At 67.4% G+C, this 23,757-nt stretch carries 35 protein-coding genes; 32 read left to right on the top strand and 3 right to left on the bottom strand.

Features of this window, described 5'->3' with window-relative positions:
* The first annotated feature begins 1 nt into the window (after position 1).
* The 26 genes from rpsS (at position 2) to truA (ending at position 14,494) form a co-directional block, all read left to right on the top strand.
* Entirely contained in the window at positions 2 to 283 is a 282-nt protein-coding gene (rpsS, locus tag ACIOJD_RS05580; RefSeq protein ID WP_401876687.1) for a 30S ribosomal protein S19, read from the top strand.
* A 40-nt stretch (positions 284 to 323) separates the two neighbouring features.
* A complete protein-coding gene (gene rplV, locus ACIOJD_RS05575) occupies positions 324 to 671 on the top strand; it encodes a 50S ribosomal protein L22 (protein ID WP_401876689.1) in 348 nt (115 codons plus the stop codon).
* Positions 671 to 1,519 (top strand): 30S ribosomal protein S3, encoded by an 849-nt coding sequence (rpsC, locus tag ACIOJD_RS05570; protein WP_401876690.1) that lies wholly within the window; start codon positions 671 to 673, stop codon positions 1,517 to 1,519. The genes rplV and rpsC overlap by 1 nt, the downstream gene beginning before the upstream one ends.
* 5 nt (positions 1,520 to 1,524) lie before the next feature.
* Positions 1,525 to 1,944, top strand: a complete 420-nt coding sequence (gene rplP / locus ACIOJD_RS05565; protein WP_401876691.1) for a 50S ribosomal protein L16 — start codon at positions 1,525 to 1,527, stop codon at positions 1,942 to 1,944.
* Positions 1,944 to 2,168 carry a 50S ribosomal protein L29 gene (gene rpmC, locus ACIOJD_RS05560; protein ID WP_030351440.1) on the top strand — a complete coding sequence of 75 codons (225 nt, stop codon included), beginning with the start codon at positions 1,944 to 1,946 and terminating at the stop codon, positions 2,166 to 2,168. Before rplP ends, rpmC begins: the two co-directional genes overlap by 1 nt.
* Positions 2,168 to 2,452, top strand: coding sequence for a 30S ribosomal protein S17 (gene rpsQ / locus ACIOJD_RS05555; protein ID WP_401908477.1), 285 nt, complete (start codon positions 2,168 to 2,170; stop codon positions 2,450 to 2,452). The genes rpmC and rpsQ overlap by 1 nt, the downstream gene beginning before the upstream one ends.
* Before the next feature lie 119 nt (positions 2,453 to 2,571).
* Positions 2,572 to 2,940, top strand: coding sequence for a 50S ribosomal protein L14 (gene rplN, locus ACIOJD_RS05550; protein WP_003966950.1), 369 nt, complete (start codon positions 2,572 to 2,574; stop codon positions 2,938 to 2,940).
* A 2-nt stretch (positions 2,941 to 2,942) separates the two neighbouring features.
* The gene (rplX, locus tag ACIOJD_RS05545; protein ID WP_401908476.1) at positions 2,943 to 3,266 is read left to right on the top strand and encodes a 50S ribosomal protein L24; all 324 of its coding nucleotides are present in this window, start codon (positions 2,943 to 2,945) and stop codon (positions 3,264 to 3,266) included.
* Complete coding sequence (gene rplE / locus ACIOJD_RS05540; RefSeq protein ID WP_401876696.1) at positions 3,266 to 3,826, top strand: 50S ribosomal protein L5; 561 nt, start codon at positions 3,266 to 3,268, stop codon at positions 3,824 to 3,826. The genes rplX and rplE overlap by 1 nt, the downstream gene beginning before the upstream one ends.
* A gap of 2 nt (positions 3,827 to 3,828) precedes the next feature.
* Complete coding sequence (locus tag ACIOJD_RS05535; protein WP_003948630.1) at positions 3,829 to 4,014, top strand: type Z 30S ribosomal protein S14; 186 nt, start codon at positions 3,829 to 3,831, stop codon at positions 4,012 to 4,014.
* 213 nt (positions 4,015 to 4,227) lie between these two features.
* Positions 4,228 to 4,626, top strand: coding sequence for a 30S ribosomal protein S8 (gene rpsH, locus ACIOJD_RS05530; RefSeq protein ID WP_319680019.1), 399 nt, complete (start codon positions 4,228 to 4,230; stop codon positions 4,624 to 4,626).
* A 21-nt stretch (positions 4,627 to 4,647) separates the two neighbouring features.
* Positions 4,648 to 5,187 (top strand): 50S ribosomal protein L6, encoded by a 540-nt coding sequence (gene rplF / locus ACIOJD_RS05525; protein ID WP_401876698.1) that lies wholly within the window; start codon positions 4,648 to 4,650, stop codon positions 5,185 to 5,187.
* A 3-nt stretch (positions 5,188 to 5,190) separates the two neighbouring features.
* The gene (gene rplR / locus ACIOJD_RS05520; protein WP_401908474.1) at positions 5,191 to 5,574 is read left to right on the top strand and encodes a 50S ribosomal protein L18; all 384 of its coding nucleotides are present in this window, start codon (positions 5,191 to 5,193) and stop codon (positions 5,572 to 5,574) included.
* Between the two features lie 47 nt (positions 5,575 to 5,621).
* On the top strand, positions 5,622 to 6,224 hold the full coding sequence (rpsE, locus tag ACIOJD_RS05515; protein WP_030351447.1) for a 30S ribosomal protein S5: 603 nt from the start codon (positions 5,622 to 5,624) through the stop codon (positions 6,222 to 6,224).
* Complete coding sequence (rpmD, locus tag ACIOJD_RS05510) at positions 6,224 to 6,406, top strand: 50S ribosomal protein L30 (protein WP_023539329.1); 183 nt, start codon at positions 6,224 to 6,226, stop codon at positions 6,404 to 6,406. Before rpsE ends, rpmD begins: the two co-directional genes overlap by 1 nt.
* Before the next feature lies 1 nt (position 6,407).
* Positions 6,408 to 6,863, top strand: a complete 456-nt coding sequence (gene rplO, locus ACIOJD_RS05505) for a 50S ribosomal protein L15 (RefSeq protein WP_401876700.1) — start codon at positions 6,408 to 6,410, stop codon at positions 6,861 to 6,863.
* Between the two features lie 256 nt (positions 6,864 to 7,119).
* On the top strand, positions 7,120 to 8,439 hold the full coding sequence (secY, locus tag ACIOJD_RS05500) for a preprotein translocase subunit SecY (RefSeq protein WP_401876701.1): 1,320 nt from the start codon (positions 7,120 to 7,122) through the stop codon (positions 8,437 to 8,439).
* Positions 8,439 to 9,104 carry an adenylate kinase gene (locus tag ACIOJD_RS05495; RefSeq protein ID WP_401908471.1) on the top strand — a complete coding sequence of 222 codons (666 nt, stop codon included), beginning with the start codon at positions 8,439 to 8,441 and terminating at the stop codon, positions 9,102 to 9,104. Before secY ends, ACIOJD_RS05495 begins: the two co-directional genes overlap by 1 nt.
* A 136-nt stretch (positions 9,105 to 9,240) precedes the next feature.
* Entirely contained in the window at positions 9,241 to 10,077 is an 837-nt protein-coding gene (map, locus tag ACIOJD_RS05490) for a type I methionyl aminopeptidase (RefSeq protein WP_401908470.1), read from the top strand.
* Between the two features lie 188 nt (positions 10,078 to 10,265).
* Positions 10,266 to 10,487, top strand: coding sequence for a translation initiation factor IF-1 (gene infA / locus ACIOJD_RS05485; RefSeq protein ID WP_003956442.1), 222 nt, complete (start codon positions 10,266 to 10,268; stop codon positions 10,485 to 10,487).
* Between the two features lie 57 nt (positions 10,488 to 10,544).
* On the top strand, positions 10,545 to 10,658 hold the full coding sequence (gene rpmJ, locus ACIOJD_RS05480) for a 50S ribosomal protein L36 (protein ID WP_003956441.1): 114 nt from the start codon (positions 10,545 to 10,547) through the stop codon (positions 10,656 to 10,658).
* Positions 10,659 to 10,854: 196 nt separating this feature from the next.
* A complete protein-coding gene (rpsM, locus tag ACIOJD_RS05475) occupies positions 10,855 to 11,235 on the top strand; it encodes a 30S ribosomal protein S13 (RefSeq protein ID WP_030351452.1) in 381 nt (126 codons plus the stop codon).
* A gap of 69 nt (positions 11,236 to 11,304) precedes the next feature.
* Positions 11,305 to 11,709, top strand: coding sequence for a 30S ribosomal protein S11 (gene rpsK, locus ACIOJD_RS05470; RefSeq protein WP_003956432.1), 405 nt, complete (start codon positions 11,305 to 11,307; stop codon positions 11,707 to 11,709).
* 134 nt (positions 11,710 to 11,843) lie between these two features.
* Entirely contained in the window at positions 11,844 to 12,866 is a 1,023-nt protein-coding gene (locus tag ACIOJD_RS05465) for a DNA-directed RNA polymerase subunit alpha (RefSeq protein WP_003956430.1), read from the top strand.
* A gap of 137 nt (positions 12,867 to 13,003) precedes the next feature.
* The gene (gene rplQ / locus ACIOJD_RS05460) at positions 13,004 to 13,501 is read left to right on the top strand and encodes a 50S ribosomal protein L17 (protein WP_401908468.1); all 498 of its coding nucleotides are present in this window, start codon (positions 13,004 to 13,006) and stop codon (positions 13,499 to 13,501) included.
* A 93-nt stretch (positions 13,502 to 13,594) separates the two neighbouring features.
* Positions 13,595 to 14,494, top strand: coding sequence for a tRNA pseudouridine(38-40) synthase TruA (gene truA / locus ACIOJD_RS05455; RefSeq protein ID WP_401908466.1), 900 nt, complete (start codon positions 13,595 to 13,597; stop codon positions 14,492 to 14,494).
* A gap of 19 nt (positions 14,495 to 14,513) precedes the next feature.
* Here truA and ACIOJD_RS05450 read toward each other — a convergent pair whose 3' ends face one another.
* On the bottom strand, positions 14,514 to 15,308 hold the full coding sequence (locus ACIOJD_RS05450) for a hypothetical protein (protein ID WP_401909026.1): 795 nt from the start codon (positions 15,306 to 15,308) through the stop codon (positions 14,514 to 14,516).
* A gap of 409 nt (positions 15,309 to 15,717) precedes the next feature.
* Between ACIOJD_RS05450 and ACIOJD_RS05445 the strand changes: the two genes are divergently transcribed.
* The 4 genes from ACIOJD_RS05445 (at position 15,718) to glmM (ending at position 20,169) form a co-directional block, all read left to right on the top strand.
* Positions 15,718 to 17,346 carry an ATP-binding cassette domain-containing protein gene (locus ACIOJD_RS05445; protein WP_401908465.1) on the top strand — a complete coding sequence of 543 codons (1,629 nt, stop codon included), beginning with the start codon at positions 15,718 to 15,720 and terminating at the stop codon, positions 17,344 to 17,346.
* Between the two features lie 256 nt (positions 17,347 to 17,602).
* Entirely contained in the window at positions 17,603 to 18,046 is a 444-nt protein-coding gene (rplM, locus tag ACIOJD_RS05440) for a 50S ribosomal protein L13 (RefSeq protein WP_401908463.1), read from the top strand.
* A 42-nt stretch (positions 18,047 to 18,088) separates the two neighbouring features.
* Positions 18,089 to 18,616, top strand: coding sequence for a 30S ribosomal protein S9 (rpsI, locus tag ACIOJD_RS05435; RefSeq protein ID WP_401876715.1), 528 nt, complete (start codon positions 18,089 to 18,091; stop codon positions 18,614 to 18,616).
* Between the two features lie 194 nt (positions 18,617 to 18,810).
* Positions 18,811 to 20,169, top strand: a complete 1,359-nt coding sequence (gene glmM, locus ACIOJD_RS05430) for a phosphoglucosamine mutase (RefSeq protein WP_401908461.1) — start codon at positions 18,811 to 18,813, stop codon at positions 20,167 to 20,169.
* Positions 20,170 to 20,356: 187 nt separating this feature from the next.
* Here the strand turns inward: glmM and ACIOJD_RS05425 are convergent, their stop codons facing one another.
* Entirely contained in the window at positions 20,357 to 21,829 is a 1,473-nt protein-coding gene (locus ACIOJD_RS05425) for an amidase (protein ID WP_401908459.1), read from the bottom strand.
* Between the two features lie 125 nt (positions 21,830 to 21,954).
* Between ACIOJD_RS05425 and ACIOJD_RS05420 the strand changes: the two genes are divergently transcribed.
* Positions 21,955 to 22,548 carry a TetR/AcrR family transcriptional regulator gene (locus ACIOJD_RS05420; RefSeq protein WP_401908458.1) on the top strand — a complete coding sequence of 198 codons (594 nt, stop codon included), beginning with the start codon at positions 21,955 to 21,957 and terminating at the stop codon, positions 22,546 to 22,548.
* 40 nt (positions 22,549 to 22,588) lie between these two features.
* Positions 22,589 to 22,927 carry a cupin domain-containing protein gene (locus ACIOJD_RS05415; protein ID WP_401908456.1) on the top strand — a complete coding sequence of 113 codons (339 nt, stop codon included), beginning with the start codon at positions 22,589 to 22,591 and terminating at the stop codon, positions 22,925 to 22,927.
* A gap of 46 nt (positions 22,928 to 22,973) precedes the next feature.
* Here ACIOJD_RS05415 and ACIOJD_RS05410 read toward each other — a convergent pair whose 3' ends face one another.
* Complete coding sequence (locus ACIOJD_RS05410) at positions 22,974 to 23,609, bottom strand: hypothetical protein (RefSeq protein WP_401908455.1); 636 nt, start codon at positions 23,607 to 23,609, stop codon at positions 22,974 to 22,976.
* Positions 23,610 to 23,757 lie beyond the last annotated feature (148 nt).

The raw sequence follows: 23,757 nt of genomic DNA, 5'->3' as shown, positions 1-23,757 counted from the left end.
GATGCCGCGCAGTCTCAAGAAGGGGCCCTTCGTAGACGGCCACCTCATCAAGAAGGTGGATGTCCAGAACGAAGCGGGCTCCAAGAACGTCATCAAGACCTGGTCCCGTCGCTCGATGATCGTCCCGGCCATGCTGGGCCACACGATCGCGGTGCACAACGGCAAGATTCATGTCCCGGTGTTCGTCACCGAGTCCATGGTCGGCCACAAGCTCGGCGAGTTCTCGCCGACTCGCACCTTCCGCGGCCACGTCAAGGACGACCGGAAGTCGAAGCGCCGCTAACGCGGGGTGACTGACTATGACTTACACCGAAGGGACAACCATGGAAGCCAGGGCCCAGGCGCGGTACATCCGCGTCACGCCCATGAAGGCCCGCCGCGTGGTGGACCTCATCCGTGGCATGGATGCCACGGAGGCTCAGGCGGTCCTGCGTTTCGCCCCGCAGGCCGCGAGCGTGACGGTAGGCAAGGTGCTCGACAGCGCCATTGCCAATGCCGCTCACAACTACGACCACACCGACGCCTCGTCGCTGATCATCAGCGAGGCGTACGTGGACGAAGGTCCGACCCTGAAGCGGTTCCGTCCGCGTGCTCAGGGCCGTGCTTACCGGATCCGTAAGCGGACCAGCCACATCACCGTGGTCGTCAGCAGCAAGGAAGGAACCCGGTAATGGGCCAGAAGGTTAACCCGCATGGGTTCCGGCTCGGTATCACCACGGACTTCAAGTCCCGCTGGTATGCCGACAAGCTGTACAAGGACTACGTCAAGGAAGACGTTGCCATTCGTCGCATGATGACGAAGGGCATGGAGCGGGCCGGCATCTCGAAGGTCGAGATCGAGCGCACCCGCGACCGAGTCCGCGTGGACATCCACACCGCGCGTCCGGGCATCGTCATCGGCCGCCGCGGCGCCGAGGCCGACCGTATCCGCGGCGAGCTGGAGAAGCTGACCGGCAAGCAGGTCCAGCTGAACATCCTCGAGGTCAAGAACCCCGAGGTGGACGCTCAGCTGGTGGCCCAGGCCGTCGCCGAGCAGCTGTCCTCCCGCGTCTCCTTCCGTCGCGCCATGCGCAAGAGCATGCAGTCGACGATGAAGGCCGGCGCCAAGGGCATCAAGATCCAGTGCGGTGGCCGCCTCGGCGGCGCCGAGATGTCCCGCTCGGAGTTCTACCGCGAGGGCCGCGTGCCCCTGCACACGCTCCGTGCGAACGTCGACTACGGCTTCTTCGAGGCCAAGACGACCTTCGGCCGTATCGGTGTGAAGGTCTGGATCTACAAGGGCGACGTCAAGAACATCGCCGAGGTGCGTGCCGAGAACGCCGCGGCCCGCGCCGGCAACCGTCCGGCCCGTGGCGGTGGCAACGACCGTCCCGCCGGCCGTGGTGGCCGCGGTGGCGAGCGTGGCGGCCGTGGCCGTAAGCCGCAGCAGAGCCCGGCAGCCGAGGCCCCCAAGGCCGACGCGACCGCCGCTCCCGCGGCTGAGGCGACGTCCTCTTCTACCGGCGGAACGGAGGCCTGACCGAAATGCTGATCCCCCGTAGGGTCAAGCACCGCAAGCAGCACCACCCGAAGCGCAGCGGAATGTCCAAGGGTGGAACGCAGGTTGCGTTCGGCGAGTACGGCATCCAGGCGCTGACCCCCGCGTACGTGACGAACCGTCAGATCGAGGCCGCTCGTATCGCGATGACGCGTCACATCAAGCGTGGCGGAAAGGTCTGGATCAACATCTACCCGGACCGTCCGCTCACCAAGAAGCCTGCCGAGACCCGCATGGGTTCCGGTAAGGGTTCCCCCGAGTGGTGGATCGCGAACGTCAAGCCCGGTCGGGTGATGTTCGAGCTGTCCTACCCGAACGAGAAGACTGCGCGTGAGGCGCTTACCCGCGCTGCTCACAAGCTTCCGATGAAGTGCCGGATCGTTCGGCGCGAGGCAGGTGAGTCGTGATGGCGGCCGTGACCAAGGCGTCCGAACTGCGCGAGCTGGGCAACGAGGAGCTTGTCGCCAAGCTCCGCGAGGCCAAGGAAGAGCTGTTCAATCTCCGCTTCCAGGCGGCGACCGGCCAGCTCGAGAACCACGGGCGGCTCAAGCTCGTGCGCAAGGACATCGCGCGGATCTACACCCTGATGCGTGAGCGCGAGCTGGGCATCGAGACGGTGGAGAGCGCCTGATGACTGAGAGCAACGTGACCGAGACCAAGACCGCCCGCGGCGACCGCAAGACCCGTGAGGGCCTTGTCGTCAGCGACAAGATGGACAAGACCGTCGTCGTCGCTGTCGAGGACCGCGTGAAGCACGCCCTGTACGGCAAGGTCATCCGCCGTACGAGCAAGCTCAAGGCGCACGACGAGCAGAACGCCGCCGGCATCGGCGACCGCGTCCTCCTGATGGAGACCCGGCCGCAGTCCGCCACGAAGCGGTGGCGCATCGTCGAGATCCTCGAGAAGGCCAAGTAGAACCCCTCCGAGGGGAGTCCCCCTCGGAATAGTTCCGCCAGGCTCGGTGGGGCCCCGCGAGTCGACTCACGTCACTCGCGGAGCCCCGCCGGGAACCGGCAGACGATCAGGAGATAGACGTGATCCAGCAGGAGTCGCGACTGCGCGTCGCCGACAACACGGGTGCGAAGGAAATTCTCACCATCCGTGTTCTCGGTGGCTCGGGTCGCCGCTACGCGGGCATCGGTGACGTCATCGTCGCCACCGTCAAGGACGCGATCCCCGGTGGCAACGTGAAGAAGGGTGACGTCGTCAAGGCGGTCATCGTTCGCACCGTCAAGGAGCGTCGTCGTCAGGACGGCTCGTACATCCGCTTCGACGAGAACGCCGCCGTCATTCTGAAGAACGACGGCGACCCTCGCGGCACCCGTATCTTCGGCCCGGTGGGCCGTGAGCTGCGCGAGAAGAAGTTCATGAAGATCATCTCGCTCGCGCCGGAGGTGCTGTAAGCATGAAGATCAAGAAGGGCGACCTGGTTCAGGTCATCACCGGTAAGGACAAGGGCAAGCAGGGCAAGGTCATTGTGGCCTACCCCGCGCAGGACCGTGTTCTCGTCGAGGGTGTCAACCGGGTCAAGAAGCACACCAAGGCCGGTCAGACGGCTCGCGGTTCGCAGACCGGCGGCATCGTGACCACCGAGGCCCCCATCCACATCAGCAACGTTCAGCTGGTCGTGGAGAAGGACGGCAAGAAGGTCGTCTCGCGCGTCGGCTACCGCTTTGACGACGAGGGCAACAAGATCCGCGTTGCCAAGCGGACCGGTGAGGACATCTGATGACTGCGACCACCAACGCGCCGCGTCTGAAGCTGCGCTACCGCGAGGAGATCGCCGGCAAGCTGCGTGAGGAGTTCTCGTACGAGAACGTCATGCAGATCCCCGGTCTCGTCAAGATCGTGGTCAACATGGGTGTGGGCGACGCCGCCCGCGACTCCAAGCTGATCGACGGTGCCATCAAGGACCTCACCACGATCACCGGCCAGAAGCCGTCGGTCACCAAGGCCCGGAAGTCCATCGCGCAGTTCAAGCTGCGTGAGGGTCAGCCGATCGGGTGCCACGTCACCCTCCGCGGTGACCGCATGTGGGAGTTCCTGGACCGTACGCTGTCGCTCGCGCTGCCGCGTATCCGTGACTTCCGCGGTCTGTCGCCGAAGCAGTTCGACGGCCGTGGCAACTACACCTTCGGTCTCACGGAGCAGGTCATGTTCCACGAGATCGACCAGGACAAGATCGACCGGGTCCGGGGCATGGACATCACCGTGGTCACCACGGCGACCAATGACGACGAGGGTCGTGCCCTCCTTCGTCACCTCGGCTTCCCGTTCAAGGAGAACTGACCGTGGCGAAGAAGGCTCTGATCGCTAAGGCCGCCCGTAAGCCGAAGTTCGGTGTACGCGGTTACACCCGCTGCCAGCGCTGCGGCCGGCCCCACTCCGTCTACCGCAAGTTCGGCCTGTGCCGTGTGTGCCTTCGTGAGATGGCGCACCGCGGCGAGCTGCCGGGCGTGACCAAGAGCTCCTGGTAGTCCTCCCTTTCGGGAGAACTGCTCGAAGCTCTCGGTAAGTATCTGGTTGGCGGGAGCCCTCTCCCACATGCCGTAGGCTTGTGGGGTTGGGCGCCCGCCGTCCATAACGACTTACTACGCCGTAGGTCCCCGCACCGCACCCGTCCCGACTCTGATCGGGGAGAGGGATGGCGCATACAGGAAACCCCGGCGAGAGAGGCCGAAGGCCAATTCATGACCATGACTGATCCCATCGCAGACATGCTCACGCGTCTGCGCAACGCGAACTCGGCATACCACGACGATGTCGTGATGCCGCACAGCAAGATCAAGTCGCACATCGCGGAGATCCTCCAGCAGGAGGGCTTCATCACCGGCTGGAAGGTCGAGGACGCCGAGGTCGGCAAGAACCTCGTCCTGGAGCTGAAGTTCGGCCCGAACCGCGAGCGTTCGATCGCCGGCATCAAGCGCATCTCCAAGCCGGGTCTGCGCGTGTACGCGAAGTCCACCAACCTGCCGAAGGTCCTCGGCGGCCTGGGCGTGGCGATCATCTCCACGTCCCACGGTCTCCTGACCGGCCAGCAGGCAGGCAAGAAGGGCGTAGGTGGGGAAGTCCTCGCCTACGTCTGGTAGTCGGGAACGGAGGAAAAGCTCATGTCGCGAATCGGCAAGCTCCCCATCCAGGTTCCCGCCGGTGTGGACGTCACCATCGATGGCCGCACGGTCGCGGTGAAGGGCCCCAAGGGTTCCCTCTCGCACACCGTTGCCGCGCCGATCGAGGTCACCAAGGGCGAGGACGGCATCCTTTCGGTGCTGCGCCCCAACGACGAGCGTCAGAACAAGGCCCTTCACGGCCTGTCCCGCACGCTGGTGGCGAACATGATCACCGGCGTGACCAAGGGATACACCAAGGCGCTCGAGATCAGCGGTGTCGGTTACCGCGTCCAGGCGAAGGGCTCCAACCTGGAGTTCGCCCTGGGCTACAGCCACCCGATCCTCATCGAGGCCCCCGAGGGCATCACCTTCAAGGTCGAGTCGCCCACGAAGTTCTCCGTCGAGGGCATCGACAAGCAGAAGGTCGGCGAGGTCGCCGCTAACATCCGCAAGCTGCGGAAGCCCGACCCGTACAAGGCCAAGGGCGTCAAGTACGCGGGCGAGGTCATCCGCCGCAAGGTCGGAAAGGCGGGTAAGTAAGCCATGGCATACGGTGTAAAGATCGCCAAGGGTGACGCGTACAAGCGCGCCGCCATCAAGCGTCGCCACATCCGCGTCCGCAAGCACGTCTCCGGCACGCCGGAGCGTCCTCGTCTGGTCGTGACGCGCTCCAACCGCAACATCGTCGCGCAGGTCATCGACGACATCGCGGGCCACACGCTCGCGTCGGCGTCGACCCTGGACACCTCGATCCGCGGTGGCGAGGGCGACAAGAGCGCCCAGGCCCAGCAGGTCGGGGCCCTGGTCGCCGAGCGCGCCAAGGCCGCGGGTGTCGAGACCGTCGTGTTCGACCGTGGTGGCAACAGGTACGCCGGGCGCATTGCCGCTCTGGCTGACGCCGCCCGCGAAGCCGGGCTGAAGTTCTAAGCCCCGGATCCCGGGACCAACGGACGTAACAGAGAGAGGTAAATCCAATGGCTGGACCCCAGCGCCGCGGAAGCGGTGCCGGTGGCGGCGAGCGGCGGGACCGGAAGGGTCGCGACGGTGGCGCTGCCGCCGAGAAGACCGCTTACGTTGAGCGCGTTGTCGCGATCAACCGCGTTGCCAAGGTTGTGAAGGGTGGTCGTCGCTTCAGCTTCACCGCGCTGGTCGTGGTGGGCGATGGTGACGGCACCGTCGGTGTCGGTTACGGCAAGGCCAAGGAGGTGCCGGCCGCCATCGCCAAGGGTGTTGAGGAGGCCAAGAAGCACTTCTTCAAGGTCCCCCGTATCCAGGGCACCATCCCGCACCCGATCCAGGGCGAGAAGGCCGCGGGCGTCGTTCTGCTCAAGCCGGCTTCCCCCGGTACCGGTGTTATCGCCGGTGGCCCGGTGCGTGCCGTGCTCGAGTGCGCGGGCGTGCACGACATCCTGTCGAAGTCGCTCGGCTCGGACAACGCGATCAACATCGTGCACGCGACCGTGGCGGCCCTTCAGGGCCTGCAGCGTCCCGAGGAGATCGCGGCCCGCCGTGGTCTGCCCCTCGAGGACGTTGCTCCCGCGGCTCTGCTCCGTGCGCGTGCGGGAGCGGGTGCGTAATGGCCCGTCTCAAGATCACGCAGACGAAGTCGTACATCGGCAGCAAGCAGAACCACCGCGACACCCTGCGTTCGCTCGGGCTCAAGCGCCTGAACGACGTTGTTGTCAAGGATGACCGTCCCGAGTTCCGCGGCATGGCCAACACCGTGCGGCACCTCGTAACGGTCGAGGAGGTCGACTGACATGGCGGAGAACAACCCGCTGAAGGTCCACAACCTCCGTCCTGCCCCGGGCGCCAAGACCGCCAAGACCCGTGTGGGTCGTGGTGAGGCGTCCAAGGGTAAGACCGCTGGTCGTGGCACCAAGGGCACCAAGGCCCGTTACCAGGTTCCGGAGCGCTTCGAGGGTGGGCAGATGCCCCTCCACATGCGTCTCCCGAAGCTCAAGGGCTTCAAGAACCCGTTCCGCACCGAGTTCCAGGTGGTGAACCTGGACAAGCTCTCCGCTCTCTACCCCGAGGGTGGCGAGGTCACGGTGGCCGACCTGGTCGCCAAGGGCGCGGTTCGCAAGAACAGCCTCGTCAAGGTCCTGGGCCAGGGCGAGATCTCCGTGGCGCTGCAGGTTTCGGTTGACGCCGTCTCCGGCTCCGCCAAGGAGAAGATTGCCGCCGCGGGCGGCACCGTCACCGAGCTCGTCTGAGACAACTCGATGGCCTGAACATCCGACCGGGGATGCCTCTCATATGGGGCATCCCCGGTTGGTCGTTCCAAGGGGGGCACTGTCGCCGGTAAGGTGGCGTGCATTGTTGCTGTATTGAAGCCGGGGGCTCGCCCCCGGACCCCCGCCGCGCGGAGTGTCCGCAGGGGTTCCCCGTGCGGCACCCGCTCGTTCCGTATCCGTCGATCCTCAATACCGTCACCTCTGACGCAGTAGCGCGGGGGTCGCAGGAGGCACCGTGCTCACCGCGTTCGCCCGGGCGTTCAAGACGCCCGACCTGCGCAAGAAGCTGCTCTTCACGCTCAGCATCATCGTGCTGTACCGGCTCGGGGCGCATGTCCCCGTACCAGGCGTCAGTTACGAGAATGTTCAGACGTGTGTCGACGCGGCCCAGAAGGGCAATAACAGCCTGTTCGGCCTGGTGAACATGTTCAGCGGCGGGGCGCTGCTACAGATTACGATCTTCGCGCTCGGCATCATGCCGTACATCACCGCGAGCATCATCCTCCAGCTGCTGACCGTGGTCATTCCTCGACTGGAGGCCCTCAAGAAAGAGGGGCAGTCCGGTCAGGCCAAGATCACTCAGTACACCCGTTATCTGACGGTCGCCCTCGCCGTGCTCCAGGGCACCGGCCTGGTGGCCACCGCCCGCAGCGGCGCGCTCTTCAGCGGCTGCCCGGTCGCCTCGGAGATCGTCCCCGACCAGTCGATCTTCGTCACCGTCGTCATGGTGATCACCATGACCGCGGGCACCGCGGCCGTCATGTGGCTCGGTGAGCTGATCACCGACCGCGGCATCGGCAACGGCATGTCCATCCTGATGTTCATCTCGATCGCCGCCGGCTTCCCCGGCGCCCTCTGGGCCATCAAGCAGAGCGGCACGCTCGCCAAGGGCTGGATCGAGTTCGGCACGGTCATCCTGATCGGCTTCGTGATGGTGGGCCTGGTCGTCTTCGTCGAGCAGGCGCAGCGCCGGATCCCCGTCCAGTACGCCAAGCGCATGATCGGCCGCAGGTCCTACGGCGGTACGTCGACGTACATCCCGCTGAAGGTGAACCAGGCCGGTGTGATTCCGGTCATCTTCGCGTCGTCGCTGCTCTACATCCCGGCGCTGGTCGCGCAGTTCTCCAGCGGGAACTCCGCCTGGAAAACGTGGATCGAGGCCCACTTCGTCAAGGGCGACCACCCGTACTACATCGCCTCGTACTTCCTGCTGATCGTTTTCTTCGCCTTCTTCTACGTGGCCATCTCGTTCAACCCCGAAGAAGTCGCGGACAACATGAAGAAGTATGGTGGCTTCATCCCGGGTATCCGGGCAGGTCGACCTACTGCCGAGTATCTGAGCTACGTGCTCAACAGGATCACTTGGCCGGGCTCGCTGTACCTGGGGCTGATTGCTCTCGTCCCGACGATGGCGTTGGCAGGCTTCGGCGGTGCGAACCAGAACTTCCCGTTCGGCGGGACGAGCATCCTCATCATCGTGGGTGTGGGTCTGGAGACCGTGAAGCAGATCGAGAGCCAGCTTCAGCAGCGTAATTACGAAGGGTTCCTCCGCTGATGCGAATCGTCCTCGTCGGACCGCCCGGTGCCGGCAAGGGAACGCAGGCTGCGTACCTAGCCGAGAATCTGTCGATCCCGCACATCTCCACGGGCGACCTTTTCCGGGCCAACATCAGCCAGGGCACGGCCCTCGGCAAACAGGCGAAGGCGTACATCCACGCCGGGAACCTGGTGCCCGACGAGGTCACCATCGCGATGGCGCAGGATCGCATGGCCCAGCCGGACGCCGTGAACGGCTTCCTGCTGGACGGCTTCCCGCGCAATGTGTCGCAGGCCCAGGCGCTGGATCAGGCGCTCACGGCGGATGATGTGCGGTTGGACGCGGTACTCGACCTCGAAGTTCCCGAGGAAGAGGTGGTGAAGCGGATCGCCGGCCGGCGGATCTGCCGTAACAACAGCGCGCATGTCTTCCACATCACGTACAGCCCGTCGAAGCAGGAAGGCGTCTGTGACGCCTGCGGTGGCGAGCTGTACCAGCGGGGGGACGACTCCGAGGAGACCGTACGGACTCGCCTGGAGGTCTACCACACGCAGACCGAGCCGATCATCGACTACTACAAGGCCCAGGGCCTGGTGGTCACGATCTCCGCGCTCGGCAAGGTCACCGAGGTGACCGAGCGCGCGATGGAGGCTCTGAAGCGGGACCCGGCCTCGCAGGGTTGAGCGGTAAGCAGTGCTGAGCAGTAAGCAGCAGTAGCGCAGGTACGGCCGTGGCGTCCGTCGGACACCACGGCCGTACTGTTTTGGCGGTTCGAACGGTTCGAACGGTTTCGCAGACAGTCAGGTGGAAGGCACAGGCATGGTGCAGATCAAGACTCCCGAGCAGATCGCGAAGATGCGCGAGGCGGGACTGGTCGTCGCCGCCGTGCACGCGGCCACCGGCGAGGCCGCGGTGCCCGGCGCCACCACCAGGGATCTGGACCAGGTCGCCCGCAAGGTGCTCGCGGAGCACGGCGCCAAGCCGAACTTCCTCGGGTACGGCGGGTTCCCCGCGACCATCTGCACCTCGGTCAACGAGGTCGTCGTCCATGGCATCCCGGACGACAAGACCGTCCTCAAGGACGGCGACATCATCTCCGTCGACGCCGGCGCGATCATCGACGGCTGGCACGGTGACGCGGCCTTCACGGCGTTCGTCGGCACCGGTCACGCCCCTGAGCTGGTCGAGCTGTCCCGGGTGACCCAGGAGTCGATGTGGGCCGGTATCGCGGCGATGCGGACCGGTAACCGGCTGGTGGACGTCTCCCGGGCGATCGAGACGTACATCCGCCGCCAGCCGCGTCCGGGCGGCGGCAAGTACGGGATCATCGAGGACTACGGCGGCCACGGCATCGGCACCGAGATGCACATGGACCCGCACCTGCTGAACTACGTCACCCGCAAGCGTGGCAAGGGCCCGAAGCTGATCCCGGGATTCTGCCTGGCGATCGAGCCGATGGTGTCGCTCGGGACGCCCCGCACCGAGGTGCTGGAGGACGAGTGGACGGTCATCACGACCGACGGCACCTGGTCCTCGCACTGGGAGCACTCGGTGGCGCTCACCGAGGAGGGCCCGCTGGTCCTGACGTCGCCCGACGGCGGCAGGGCGAAGCTCGCGGAGCTGGGTGTGACCGCGGCGCCCGACCCGCTGGCCTGAGCCTCAAGGGCCCGTCCGGCGGAGCGTGAGGAAGACCGTCCGCTTAAAAATCTCCGGCAGTGGGCAAACTCAACGGATTCGTCTTTTCGAGTGTGCTGCCGTAGACTGACGCGTCGGCTCTGGTGCACCCGTGTGTCTGCATGCGATTGCCAGAAACCGACCAAGGTAGCCGATTCGAAGGGCGAAGCGTGGCCAAGAAGCAAGGTGCCATCGAAATTGAGGGCACCGTGATCGAGTCCCTCCCGAACGCCATGTTCAAGGTGGAGCTCCAGAACGGTCACAAGGTCCTCGCGCACATCAGCGGCAAGATGCGGATGCACTACATCCGAATCCTGCCCGATGACCGGGTCGTGGTGGAGCTGTCTCCGTACGACCTGACGCGTGGCCGGATCGTCTACCGATACAAGTAGATCTTGCCGACGCTCCTTCCGGGGAGCGTTTGCACTGACCCGGAGAACCTCAATCCCATGAAGGTCAAGCCGAGCGTCAAGAAGATCTGCGACAAGTGCAAGGTGATCCGCCGTCACGGCCGGGTCATGGTCATCTGCGACAACCTGCGCCACAAGCAGCGCCAGGGCTGACGTACGACCGCCTTTCCCTTCGCAGTACTTCGCGCGACGCGAGCAACTCGTAATAACGCAGTGTCCGGCTCCCACACAGTGGGACCGACACCTCCGGCGGAGGCCGGGGACCCGGACCGTACCGCTCTCTTCCGAGAGGCGGGCGGCAGCCGGGACAGACGCTGCGGAAGACCTCCGACACCATCAGGAGCCATGAATGGCACGCCTCGCAGGCGTTGACCTCCCGCGCGAAAAGCGCGTCGAGGTCGCCCTTACTTACGTCTTCGGTATCGGGCGCACCCGGTCCAAGGAGACCCTCGCCGCCGTTGGCGTGGACCCCAACGTCCGTGTTCGCGACCTTGCCGAGGAAGACCTCGTCAAGATCCGTGAGTACGTCGACGCCAACCTCAAGACCGAGGGTGACCTTCGTCGCGAGATCGCCGCCGACATCCGCCGCAAGGTCGAGATCGGCTGCTACCAGGGTCTGCGTCACCGCCGTGGCCTGCCGGTGCACGGTCAGCGCACCAGCACGAACGCTCGTACCCGCAAGGGCCCGCGTCGCGCCATCGCCGGTAAGAAGAAGCCGGGCAAGAAGTAGTCCTCAGCGGACGCTCACCAGCGGTCTTCGCTGTAGGACCGACCACCTCCACCGCAGGAGTTCAAAAGAATGCCTCCTAAGGGCCGTCAGGGCGCAGCCAAGAAGGTGCGCCGCAAGGAAAAGAAGAACGTCGCTCATGGGCACGCCCACATCAAGAGCACGTTCAACAACACCATCGTCTCGATCACGGACCCCTCGGGCAACGTGATCTCCTGGGCCTCCGCCGGCCACGTCGGCTTCAAGGGCTCGCGCAAGTCCACCCCCTTCGCCGCGCAGATGGCCGCCGAGTCGGCCGCCCGTCGCGCGCAGGAGCACGGCATGCGCAAGGTCGACGTCTTCGTCAAGGGTCCCGGCTCCGGCCGTGAGACCGCGATCCGTTCGCTCCAGGCCACCGGCCTGGAGGTGGGCTCGATCCAGGACGTCACCCCCACCCCGCACAACGGCTGCCGCCCGCCGAAGCGTCGCCGCGTCTGATTTCGCTGTCCCCTCGTACGTCTCGTACGTAGAGGGGAACAGCTCGCGGGCGGTACGGCGCTTCGGTGCCGTGCCGCCCGTACCCTTGTTCCTGTTGGCATCAAATAGTGGGTGCCAAGACTGGAGGCAACACCATGCTTATCGCTCAGCGTCCTTCGCTGACCGAAGAGGTCGTCGACGAATACCGCTCGCGGTTCGTCATCGAGCCGCTGGAGCCGGGCTTCGGCTACACGCTCGGCAACTCCCTGCGCCGTACGCTCCTCTCCTCGATCCCCGGTGCCGCTGTCACCAGCATCCGGATCGACGGGGTCCTGCACGAGTTCACCACCGTGCCGGGCGTCAAGGAGGACGTCACCGACCTCATCCTCAACATCAAGCAGCTGGTCGTCTCCTCGGAGCACGACGAGCCGGTCGTGATGTACCTGCGCAAGCAGGGTCCCGGCCTGGTCACCGCTGCTGACATCGCCCCGCCGGCCGGTGTCGAGGTCCACAACCCGGACCTCGTCCTCGCGACGCTGAACGGCAAGGGCAAGCTGGAGATGGAGCTGACCGTCGAGCGCGGTCGCGGCTACGTCTCCGCCGTCCAGAACAAGCAGGTGGGCCAGGAGATCGGCCGTATTCCGGTCGACTCCATCTACTCGCCGGTGCTCAAGGTCACGTACAAGGTCGAGGCGACCCGTGTCGAGCAGCGCACCGACTTCGACAAGCTGATCGTCGACGTCGAGACCAAGCAGGCCATGCGGCCGCGTGACGCCATGGCGTCCGCCGGTAAGACGCTGGTCGAGCTGTTCGGTCTGGCGCGCGAGCTCAACATCGACGCCGAGGGCATCGACATGGGCCCGTCGCCGACGGACGCGGCGCTCGCCGCCGATCTCGCCCTGCCGATCGAGGAGCTGGAGCTCACCGTTCGGTCGTACAACTGCCTCAAGCGCGAGGGCATCCACTCCGTGGGTGAGCTCGTGGCGCGTTCCGAGGCCGACCTGCTCGACATCCGTAACTTCGGTGCGAAGTCGATCGACGAGGTCAAGGCGAAGCTGGCCGGCATGGGCCTCGCGCTCAAGGACAGCCCGCCCGGATTCGACCCGACCGCCGCCGCCGACGCCTTCGGCGCCGACGACGACGCGGACGCGGGCTTCGTGGAGACCGAGCAGTACTGACACACCTCCGGCCGGGGCGCCCGAAAGGGTGCCCCCGTGCCGGGGCCCCGCGCCGGGGCCATTTCGCAGGGCATCCGCTCTGCGGGAACTGACATCGGTACCTGACACGGCCGGTGCAGATATGAAGGAGTAACACCATGCCGAAGCCCGCCAAGGGTGCCCGTCTGGGCGGCGGCGCCGCGCACGAGAAGCTGCTTCTCGCGAACCTCGCGAAGTCGCTGTTCGAGCACGGCCGTATCACCACGACCGAGGCCAAGGCCCGCCGCCTGCGTCCGGTCGCGGAGCGCTTCATCACGAAGGCGAAGAAGGGCGACATCCACAACCGTCGCCAGGTGCTCCAGTCGATCACGGACAAGAGCGTCGTCCACACGCTCTTCACCGAGATCGCCCCGCGCTACGAGAACCGCCCCGGTGGTTACACGCGCATCACCAAGATCGGCAACCGTCGTGGCGACAACGCCCCGATGGCGGTCATCGAGCTGGTCGAGGCCCTGACCGTGGCCCAGGAGGCCACCGGTGAGGCCGAGGCGGCGACGAAGCGCGCGGTCAAGGAAGACGCCCTCAAGAAGGACGAGGCTCCGGCCGAGACCGTCGAGGACGCCAAGCCGGCCGAGTCGGAGTCGAAGGACGCCTGAGCGTTCTGACCGACGGCTTCAGGACGGGCCCGCTCCCTCACGGGGGCGGGCCCGTTGTGTTTCGAGAGGATCCCGACAGGTGAGTTCCGACAGGTGAGTCAGGTTGATCAGGTGAGCGAGGACGTCGAGGGCGCGGCGCCCGGACACGTGCGGGTGCGGCTCGACCTCAGTTACGACGGCAAGGACTTCTCCGGCTGGGCGAAGCAGAAGACCCGGCGCACGGTCCAGGGGGAGATCGAGGACGCGCTGCGTACGGTGACGCGGTCCTCGCGTACGTACGAGCTGACCGTCGCGGGGCGTACGGACGCGGGCGTGCACGCGCGCGGGCAGGTCGCCCACGTCGATCTGCCCGAGGACGTGTGGGCCGAGCACCGGGAACGGCTGCTGCGGCGGCTCGCGGGACGGCTCGGCCATGACGTACGGGTCTGGAAGGTCGCCGAGGCGCCCGCGGGCTTCAACGCGCGTTTCTCGGCCGTCTGGCGGCGCTACGCGTACCGGGTGGTCGACCACCCCGGAGGCGTCGATCCGCTGCTGCGCGGCCATGTGCTGTGGCACGACTGGCCGTTGGACGTGGCCGCGATGAACGAGGCGTCCGCCGGGCTGCTCGGTGAGCACGACTTCGCGGCGTACTGCAAGAAGCGCGAGGGCGCGACGACCATCCGTACCCTCCAGCGGCTGGAGTGGGAGCGGGACGCGCACGGTGTGATCACCGCGACCGTGCGGGCCGACGCCTTCTGCCACAACATGGTGCGTTCGCTGGTGGGCGCGCTGCTGTTCGTGGGCGACGGGCACCGGCCGGTGCCGTGGCCGGCGAAGGTGCTGGCGGCGGGGGTGCGGGACTCGGCGGTGCATGTGGTGCGGCCGCACGGGCTGACACTGGAGGAAGTCGGTTATCCGGCCGACGAGTTGCTGGGCGCCCGTAACCGCCAGGCGCGCAACAAGCGCACGCTGGGCGGTATTCAGGACAGCGGCAGCGGCAGCGGCTGCTGCTGAGGCCGGAGCCGGTGGCGGCCTACTGCTCGACCGGAGCCTTGGCCGCCGCCGAGGCCTGGGCCCGTCCGCGGTCGAGGATCTGACGGAACGTGAACTCCGCGATGTCGTCACCGGTGGTGTAGACGTCCTTGTCGGACGTGGTGACGTCCTTGCCGGACGTGAAGCCGCCGACCGTGAAGTAGAGGTAGCGGCCGTACGAGTTGGTGGTCCTGCGGCAGAACGAGGGGGCCCGGCAGAAGGTCGGGACACCGGCCCCGGAGAGCGAGGCGACGCCGCCCTCCGCCTGGTCCTTGGCCTTCAGCGCCTGGGCCTCCTTGTCGAAGACCGCGACACCGACGGTCACGGCGATGCCGTCCTTGCTGTACGTGGCGCGGAAGACCTCGTTGCAGCTGTTCGCGGCGAGGATGGAACCGAGGGCACCCTGGGCGGACGCGGCGCAGTTGGTGGTGTGCGCCGTGGCGCCCTTCATGTAGAGGCGGCTGCCCATGGCGAGCCTCCGGCCGGGGTAGAGGGTGTCGGCGCTCAGCGGAGCCTTGTCCTTGTCCGCGCTGGAGATGTAGTCCTTCGGGTTCGGCGGGGGCAGCGGCTCGGCCGAGGGGAAGGAGGGCCCCGCCGCGGTGCCCTGATCGGTCGGATCGGTGACGGTGCTGGGCAGTTCGGTCGCGCTCTGTCCCGAGGCGGTGTTCTTGCCGTCGCCGTCCATGGACACGACGGCGGTCGCCACGATCGCGGCGACGGTGGCGGTCGCGACCGCGCCGCCGCCGATCATCAGCCAGCGCTTGCGGCGGGTGCGCGCGGCGGACTCGTCCGCCAGGGCGCCCCAGTCCGGTGTCGGCGCGGAGTACGCGTCCTGGGATGTGTAGGGATCGGGTGTGCCGTACGGATCGGCCGCGGTGTACGGGTCGGGCGTGCTGTACGGGTCGGGAGTGCCGTACGGATCGGGAGTGCCGTACGGGTCCGACGACCGGTGCGCTTCCTGTGATCCGTGCGTGTGCCGCGACCCGTGTGTGTTCCGCGACCCGTACGGCTTCTGCGCTCCGTACGGGGTCTGCGATCCGTACGAGTCAGGTCCCGGTGAACCGGGGCCGCCCCATGAAGGTCCCCCTTGCCCAAAGCTCATGCCGTGAGTTTAAGGCCGCCCGAGGGGGAGTTGTGCCCCGGAGGCACATGAGAAACGGGGTACGTGGCAAAAGAATTGGGCTCTGGACGCGACTGCACGGACAATGCGGACCATGGGACATGTTGAGGCCGCGCACCTGGAGTACTACCTCCCCGACGGACGGGTGCTGCTCGGCGACGCCTCGTTCCGCGTCGGGGAAGGATCCGTCGTCGCTCTCGTCGGGGCCAACGGCGCCGGCAAGACGACCCTGTTGCGGCTGATCTCGGGGGAGCTGCGGCCGCACGGCGGCACGGTGACGGTCAGCGGCGGCCTCGGTGTGATGTCGCAGTTCGTGGGGTCGGTGCGGGACGAGCGTACGGTCCGTGACCTGCTGGTCTCGGTCGCGCAGCCGCGCGTACGGGAGGCCGCGGCGGCCGTGGACGAGGCCGAGCACGGGATCCTGACCGTCGACGACGAGGCCGCGCAGATGCGGTACGCGCAGGCGCTGAGCGACTGGGCGGAGGCGCGCGGGTACGAGGCCGAGACGCTCTGGGACATGTGCACGACGGCGGCGCTGGGTGTCCCGTACGAGAAGGCGCAGTGGCGCGAGCTGCGCACACTGAGCGGCGGCGAGCAGAAGCGGCTGGTGCTGGAGGCACTGCTGCGCGGGCCCGACGAGGTGCTGCTGCTGGACGAGCCGGACAACTATCTGGACGTGCCGGGCAAGCGGTGGCTGGAGGAGCGGCTGAAGGAGACCCGTAAGACGGTCCTCTTCATCTCCCACGACCGGGAGCTGCTGGCGGGCGCGGCCGAGAAGATCGTGAGTGTGGAACCGGGACCCGCCGGCTCCGACGTGTGGGTGCACGGCGGCGGGTTCGGTACGTACCACGAGGCGCGGCGGGAGCGGTTCGCGCGGTTCGAGGAGCTGAAGCGGCGCTGGGAGGAGAAGCACGCGCAGCTGAAGCGTCTGGTGATCAACCTGCGGCAGGCGGCCTCGGTCAGCCACGAGATGGCGTCGCGGTACTCGGCGGCGCAGACGCGGCTGCGGAAGTACGAGGAGGCCGGGCCGCCGCCCGAGCCGCCGCGCGAGCAGGAGATCACCATGCGCCTGCGCGGCGGGCGCACCGGGGTGCGGGCCGTGACCTGCGAGAACCTGGAGCTGTCCGGCCTGATGAAGCCGTTCTCGCTGGAGATCTATTACGGGGAGCGGGTTGCCGTCCTCGGCTCCAACGGCTCGGGGAAGTCACACTTCCTGCGGCTGCTGGCCGGGGACGACGTACGGCACGAGGGGGCGTGGAAGCTGGGCGCACGGGTCGTGCCCGGACACTTCGCGCAGACGCACGCTCACCCGGAGCTGATGGGGCGCGCACTGGTCGACATCCTGTGGACGGAGCACGCCAAGGACCGGGGCGGGGCGATGAGCGTGCTGCGCCGCTACGAGCTGGAGCGCCAGGGCGACCAGCCCTTCGACAAGCTCTCGGGTGGCCAGCAGGCGCGCTTCCAGATCCTCCTGCTGGAGCTGTGCGGCACGACGGCGCTGCTGCTGGACGAACCCACCGACAACCTGGACCTGGAGTCGGCGGAGGCCCTTCAGGAGGGCCTGGAGGCGTACGAGGGCACGGTGCTGGCGGTCACCCACGACCGCTGGTTCGCGCGCTCCTTCGACCGGTATCTGGTGTTCGGCTCGGACGGGGTCGTACGGGAGACGCCGGAGCCGGTGTGGGACGAGCGCAGGGTGGTGCGCGCTCGGTAGCGGTACGGAAGCAGGCGGTGGGTGCGGGCCTCTGGGGAGCCGTTTTGACCCGTACGGCGCACCGACGGTATTCTTCTGGTTCGTTATGCGTATTGGCTTGGTCGTTCTCACGCGAGGGGCCCTTACGCCGGTCTACCGGGCCGATGGACAGCGGCAGGCAGCGGGTTGCGTCCCCGTATGCCGGCCAGGGCTGTCGTGATCGTCCGGGTGGCCCAAGTCAGGACTCCACTCTCTGAAGAAGCGAAGGCATACGACCGTGCGTACGTACAGCCCCAAGCCCGGCGATGTGACGCGCCAGTGGCACATCATCGACGCGCAGGACATCGTCCTGGGCCGTCTGGCGACCACCGCCGCCAACCTGCTGCGCGGCAAGCACAAGGCCATCTACGCGCCGCACGTTGACACCGGTGACTTCGTCATCATCATCAACGCGGACAAGGTGCACCTGTCCGGCAACAAGCGGACCCAGAAGATGGCGTACCGCCACTCCGGCTACCCGGGTGGTCTGCGCTCCGTCCGCTACGACGAGCTGCTGGACAAGAACCCCGAGAAGGCCGTCGAGAAGGCCATCAAGGGCATGATCCCCAAGAACACCCTGGGCCGTCAGATGATCTCGAAGCTCAAGATCTACTCGGGCGACCAGCACCCGCACGCTGCCCAGCAGCCGGTGCCGTTCGAGATCACCCAGGTCGCGCAGTAGTTCCGGCCACCCCCTAAGACGAAAAGAAATCTGAGGAGCATCGTGGCCGAGACCACTGTTGAAACGCCCGTCGAAGGTGCTGAGGTCGAAGAGACCTACGCCGAGGTGACGACCTTCGAGTCCGAGGTCCCCGTCGAGGGTGAGTACACCTCGGAGTCGCTCGCGGGCCGCTTCGGCGACCCGCAGCCGGCGGCCGGCCTGGGCCGTCGCAAGAACGCCATCGCCCGAGTCCGGATCGTCCCGGGCACCGGCAAGTGGAAGATCAACGGTCGCACCCTTGAGGAGTACTTCCCCAACAAGGTGCACCAGCAGGAAGTCAACGAGCCCTTCAAGGTGCTCGAGCTCGACAACCGCTACGACGTCATCGCCCGTATCTCGGGTGGCGGCGTCTCCGGCCAGGCCGGCGCGCTGCGCCTCGGCGTGGCCCGCGCGTTGAACGAGGCGGACGTGGACAACAACCGCGCCGCGCTGAAGAAGGCCGGCTTCCTGAGCCGCGACGACCGTGCGGTCGAGCGCAAGAAGGCCGGTCTGAAGAAGGCCCGTAAGGCCCCGCAGTACAGCAAGCGCTAAATCGCTCGCTGGCTCGTACCGGTCTCGCGGCCGGTACGAGCTTCGAACGCCCCGGCGGCACTCCGTGCTGCCGGGGCGTTCGTTTTATTGGTTACTCGGGCGTATAACAGCATTAGACGCTCAAAAATCTGCATTATCGGAGCTTTTTTCGTTCAGAACGGTTTGGGTTCTGGGCGATTCTCGGAGGGAGAGCTGTGGGACGACTCTTCGGTACGGATGGCGTGCGAGGTGTCGCCAACGCCGATCTGACGGCGGAGCTGGCGCTCGGGCTGTCGGTCGCCGCGGCGCATGTGCTCGCCGAGGTGGGGACGTTCGAGGGACACCGGCCCACGGCGGTGGTCGGTCGCGATCCCCGCGCGTCCGGCGAATTCCTCGAGGCCGCCGTGGTCGCGGGTCTCGCGAGCGCGGGCGTGGACGTCCTGCGCGTCGGTGTGCTGCCCACCCCCGCGGTCGCGTATCTCACCGGCGCGTTGGGCGCCGACCTCGGCGTGATGCTCTCCGCGAGCCACAACGCCATGCCCGACAACGGCATCAAGTTCTTCGCGCGTGGCGGGCACAAGCTCGCCGACGAGCTGGAGGACCGGATCGAGTCGATCTACGACGAGCACCGCACCGGTGAGCCCTGGCAGCGGCCGACCGGCGCGGGCGTCGGCCGGGTCCGCTCGTACGACGAGGGCTTCGACCAGTACGTGGCCCACCTCATCGCGGTGCTGCCGAACCGGCTCGACGGTCTCAAGGTCGTCCTGGACGAGGCGCACGGCGCGGCGGCCCGGGTGTCGCCGGAGGCGTTCGCGCGGGCCGGCGCCGAGGTCATCACGATCGGTGCGGAGCCGGACGGCCTGAACATCAACGACGGATGCGGCTCCACGCATCTGAACCTGCTGAAGGCCGCGGTCGTCGAGCACGGCGCGCACTTCGGCATCGCCCACGACGGCGACGCGGACCGCTGCCTCGCCGTGGACGGCGCGGGCGAAGAGGTCGACGGCGACCAGATCCTCGCCGTGCTGGCCCTCGCGATGCGCGAGGCGGGCACACTGCGCGGGGACGCGGTGGTCGGGACGGTCATGTCCAACCTCGGCTTCAAGATGGCGATGGAGCGCGAGGGCATCCACATGGTCGAGACGGCGGTCGGTGACCGTTACGTCCTGGAGTCGATGAAGCGGCACGGCTACGCCCTGGGCGGCGAGCAGTCCGGCCATGTCATCGTCCTCGACCACGCGACGACCGGCGACGGCACGCTCACCGGCCTGATGCTGGCGGCCCGCGTCGCCGCGACCGGCCGTACGCTGGCCGACCTGGCCGGCGTCATGGAGCGGATGCCGCAGGTGCTGATCAATGTGCCCGACGTCGACAAGTCGCGGGTCACCACGTCGGCGGAACTGGGCGCGGCGGTCACCGAGGCCGAGCGCGAACTGGGCGCCACGGGCCGGGTGTTGCTGCGCTCCTCGGGCACGGAGCCGCTGGTACGGGTCATGGTCGAGGCGGCCGACATCGAGCAGGCCCGGTCGGTGGCGAGCCGGCTGGCGGACGCGGTGAAGTCGGCGCTGGGCTGAGCGAGTCGGGGTGCGTGTGCGGGGCGCGGCCCCCGCGCCCCGCACCAGGTGCTCTGGCCCGGTGGACGACACGCGTATCGGATGTCCGCCGGTCCATGGGTGTGGTCCGCTACGGTCGTCCCAGATCGCGGGTACGAATCCCGCCACCGGTCTTCTGGTGAAGTCGAGCTGGTGCAGTCGAGCAGCGTTACGCCCCCTCCGTCCGGAGGGGGCGTTCGTGTTTCCGGGGGCTTTCCGCACGGCCTCCCACGCGCGGGTCGACCGGCGTGAGAACTCCGAGCCGGTCCTCGATCGCCTGGGCCGCGTCCAGGCACAGGTCCTCCCGGAAGGCGCGCCCGATGATCTGCACTCCGGCGGGGAGCCCGTCGGCCACCCCGGTCGGTACGGCCACAGCGGGCACACCGACGAAGCTTGACGCGGTGCACAGCCGCATTCCCGACCCGACCCGGTCCCGGCCTGTCCTGTCACGCGACTCCAGCCCCGGCTCGACCGGTGGCTCGGTGAAGACCGGGCCGAGCAACAGCGGGTATGCGTCGAGGAATTCGGCCCATGAGCGGCGGATGCTCATCCACGTGCCCATCAGCTTCATGAACTCGTCCGCGCTCGCGGGCGGGGTCTGCTCCATCGTCATCTCGATATAGCGGTCCCCGCCCTTGCCGAGCAGCTTGCGCACCACCGGCCAGGTCGGGGCGAACTCGGTCACGGTGATCCGGCCGTACGCATCGAGGGTCTCGTCCATCCGCGGTACGTCCCGCTCCTCGCGCACGTCGTATCCGGCGTCGCGGAGCGCGTCGGCCGCGGTCGCGACGGCTCCACGAATCGTGGGGTGTACGCCGTGCCCGCCGGGGTCCGCCACCACCGCGACCTTCACGCGTCCGGGGAGCGGTTCGCCGTAGGCGGGCACCGGCACGGCGCGTGGGTCTCGCGGATCGGTCCCGGCCAGCACTTCGTAGACAAGCCGTAGGTCGCCCACGCTCCGGGCCAGCGGGCCGTCGGTGACCAGGAACTGGGACGCCGGGCCGGGGTCGTCCGGGCCGAGAACGCGGTGGTCGGCGGGGAACCGGCCGGTGGAGGGCTTCAGCCCGGCCACGCCGCAGAACTGAGCCGGTATACGTACCGATCCACCGGAGTCGTTGCCGAGCCCGAGCGCCGCCATGCCCGTGGCGACGGCCACCGCGTCGCCTCCGCTGGAGCCGCCGGAGGTCCGGCCGCTGTCCCACGGGTTGACCGTGTCGCCGAACAGCTCGCTGCGCGTGTGCATCCCCGCCAGGATCAGAGTGGGGATGTTGCTGTGCCCGAGGGGAATGGCCCCGGCCGCGCGCAGCCGTGCCACCGGTGGTGCGTCGGCCGACGCCACCAGATCGCGGAAGCGTTCCGTGCCGAAGGTGGTCGGCACGCCTTCGACGGCGGTGCTCTCCTTCACCGTGAAGGGCACGCCCGCGAGGGGGCCCAGTGGTTCACCGGCGGCCCGCCTGCGGTCCGTCTGTGCCGCGGCCTCGCGTGCGCGCTCCGCGAGGAGCTGAGTGACCGCGTTCATCGTCGGGTTGACCTCGGCTATGCGGTCCAGGTGACTGTCGACCAGTTCGACGGCCGAGACCTCCGCTCTGCGCACAGCCTCCGCCTGTGCGGCGGCCGGCATCTTCCACAGGGCGTCCTGCATGGCTTCACCTTTCTCATCCACGTACCAATGCGCTCGCATCGGAACCGTAGCGTGGAACCGATGCGGGTGCATCGCATAAAGTGCGGTGCGAAGCGGAGTGCTGTGCGTTGAGGAGGTGACCGGGCATGCCCAGGCAGGTGGATCATGTGGGCCGACGCCGCCTCATCGCCGAGGCCGTCTGCCAACTCGCCGACGAGCGTGGGCTGGAGGGCGTGACCCTTCGCGACGTCGCCGCCCGCGCGCAGGTGTCGATGGGTGCCGTCCAGCGGTGCTTCCGTACCAAGGAAGAGATGCTCGTGTTCGCTCTCGGGCACATCGGCGAGCGGATCGGCGAGCGCGTACAGGCCCGCCTCGTCAGGAGCCCGGCCCAGTCGGCCGGCACCGCCCTGGGCCACGCGGCCACCGAGATCTCACTCCTCCGGGAAGAACACCGCGCCGAGGCCAGGGTGTGGCTCGCCTTCGTCGCGCAGGCGGCCGTCAGCGAGGCGCTCGCAAGGACGTTGAAGATGAACTACGCGGCCCTGCAAGAGGCATTCACCCGCCTCATCTCGGAAGCCTGCGAGGACGCCGACGGCGCCGCGCCCCTCGATCCGCAGCGCGAGGCCCGCACCCTCCTCGCCCTTGCGGACGGCCTCACCGCGCACGTCCTCATCGGCCACCTCACTCCGCAAGAGGCACACGACGTGCTCCACGCGCATCTGGCCGGGCTCTGGGAGTGACCGGTCCGCCCCCATTGCTGGTCGGTCTAAGGTCACCGTCATGAAGAACGAGCGGGAATTCTTTTCACCGGACGCCATGGAGTGGCGCACCGGGCCGCAGCCCGGGACCGCCGAGAGGATTCTGAGCAGGGACGAGGCCGATCCGGAGGTGCTGACCCGGCTGGTGCGCTGGGAGCCCGGCCTCGACACCTCGCACTCCGGCGTGATCCGGCACGAGTGGGTCGAGGAGGTCTACTTGCTCAAAGGCGACCTGCACGACCTGACCCTGGATCAGACCTTCCGCGCCGGAGACTTCGCCGCCCGGCCCCCGGGCATGGAACACGGCCCGTACCGGACATCCGGAGGCTGCGTGATGCTGGAGATCCGCTACCGGCCGTAAAGCGTGAATCGCAGATGCTCTGCCGGCTCAGCCGCTCCGACTGGTGTCAGCCCAGTGTGAGCTTCCAGTACGCGGTTTCGCGATAACTGTCGTCCGGTGGCACCACTTCCACCGTGATCGGCGTTCCCTTCGCACTCCCGGTTACACGTACCGGCACGGCGACCCTCTCGCCCGCGCCAAGGGGCGACAGGAGCTCTGCGCCCGCCTCCAGGCGGTTGAGCCAGTCGCTCGTGCTTCCGTCGTCGGGCCCGTAGTCGTCGAGAGGTTCGCCGGCGCGTACGACAAGGGGTGCCGGCCCGTACTCGGAGGCGCTTTCGTCCGCAGAACCGCCACCGGGAATCAGTGATTCATCTCTTTCATTCTCATACGTGACGGTAAAGCAGTAGATACGCTCTTCCGGCTTCCAGCGTGGCTCGCTGACGGTCACCCTGAGCCCGTCCTCGTATCGCGCGATGGCACCGGGCGCCAACGGGTCGGCCACGCTCCCAGAGGCACCGTAATCCGTCTCCTCCAGCTGGCCATATCCGTCCAGGCCCTTCTCCAACTCGGAGAGACCCCACAGCCCCAGCAGTCCCAGGACCAGTCCCAGGACGGCAAAAACGGACAGCGCCGCCGCGCAGCCCTTGTGCCATCGCCGTTCCGTCCTGCTGCCGCTGTCCGTGCTTCTCTCTGGCGCTTCCATGCGGCGATGGTACGAAGCGTGCTTCCGGCATTCTTGAGCGTTGATGCTCAGGTCCGGCTGAGTAGCTGCCGCTCATTACAACCCGAACCGGTCCGAGATTCAGTCGCCGGGCTATCACGGTCATGCCGCACAAGGGCCCATGGGAGAG

Origin of the sequence: Streptomyces sp. NPDC088116 (assembly GCF_044741745.1) — a bacterium.
Taxonomy (GTDB): domain Bacteria; phylum Actinomycetota; class Actinomycetes; order Streptomycetales; family Streptomycetaceae; genus Streptomyces.
The sequence above is the reverse complement of the archived record's forward strand: the minus strand, read 5'-3'. Positions and strand labels throughout refer to the sequence as shown.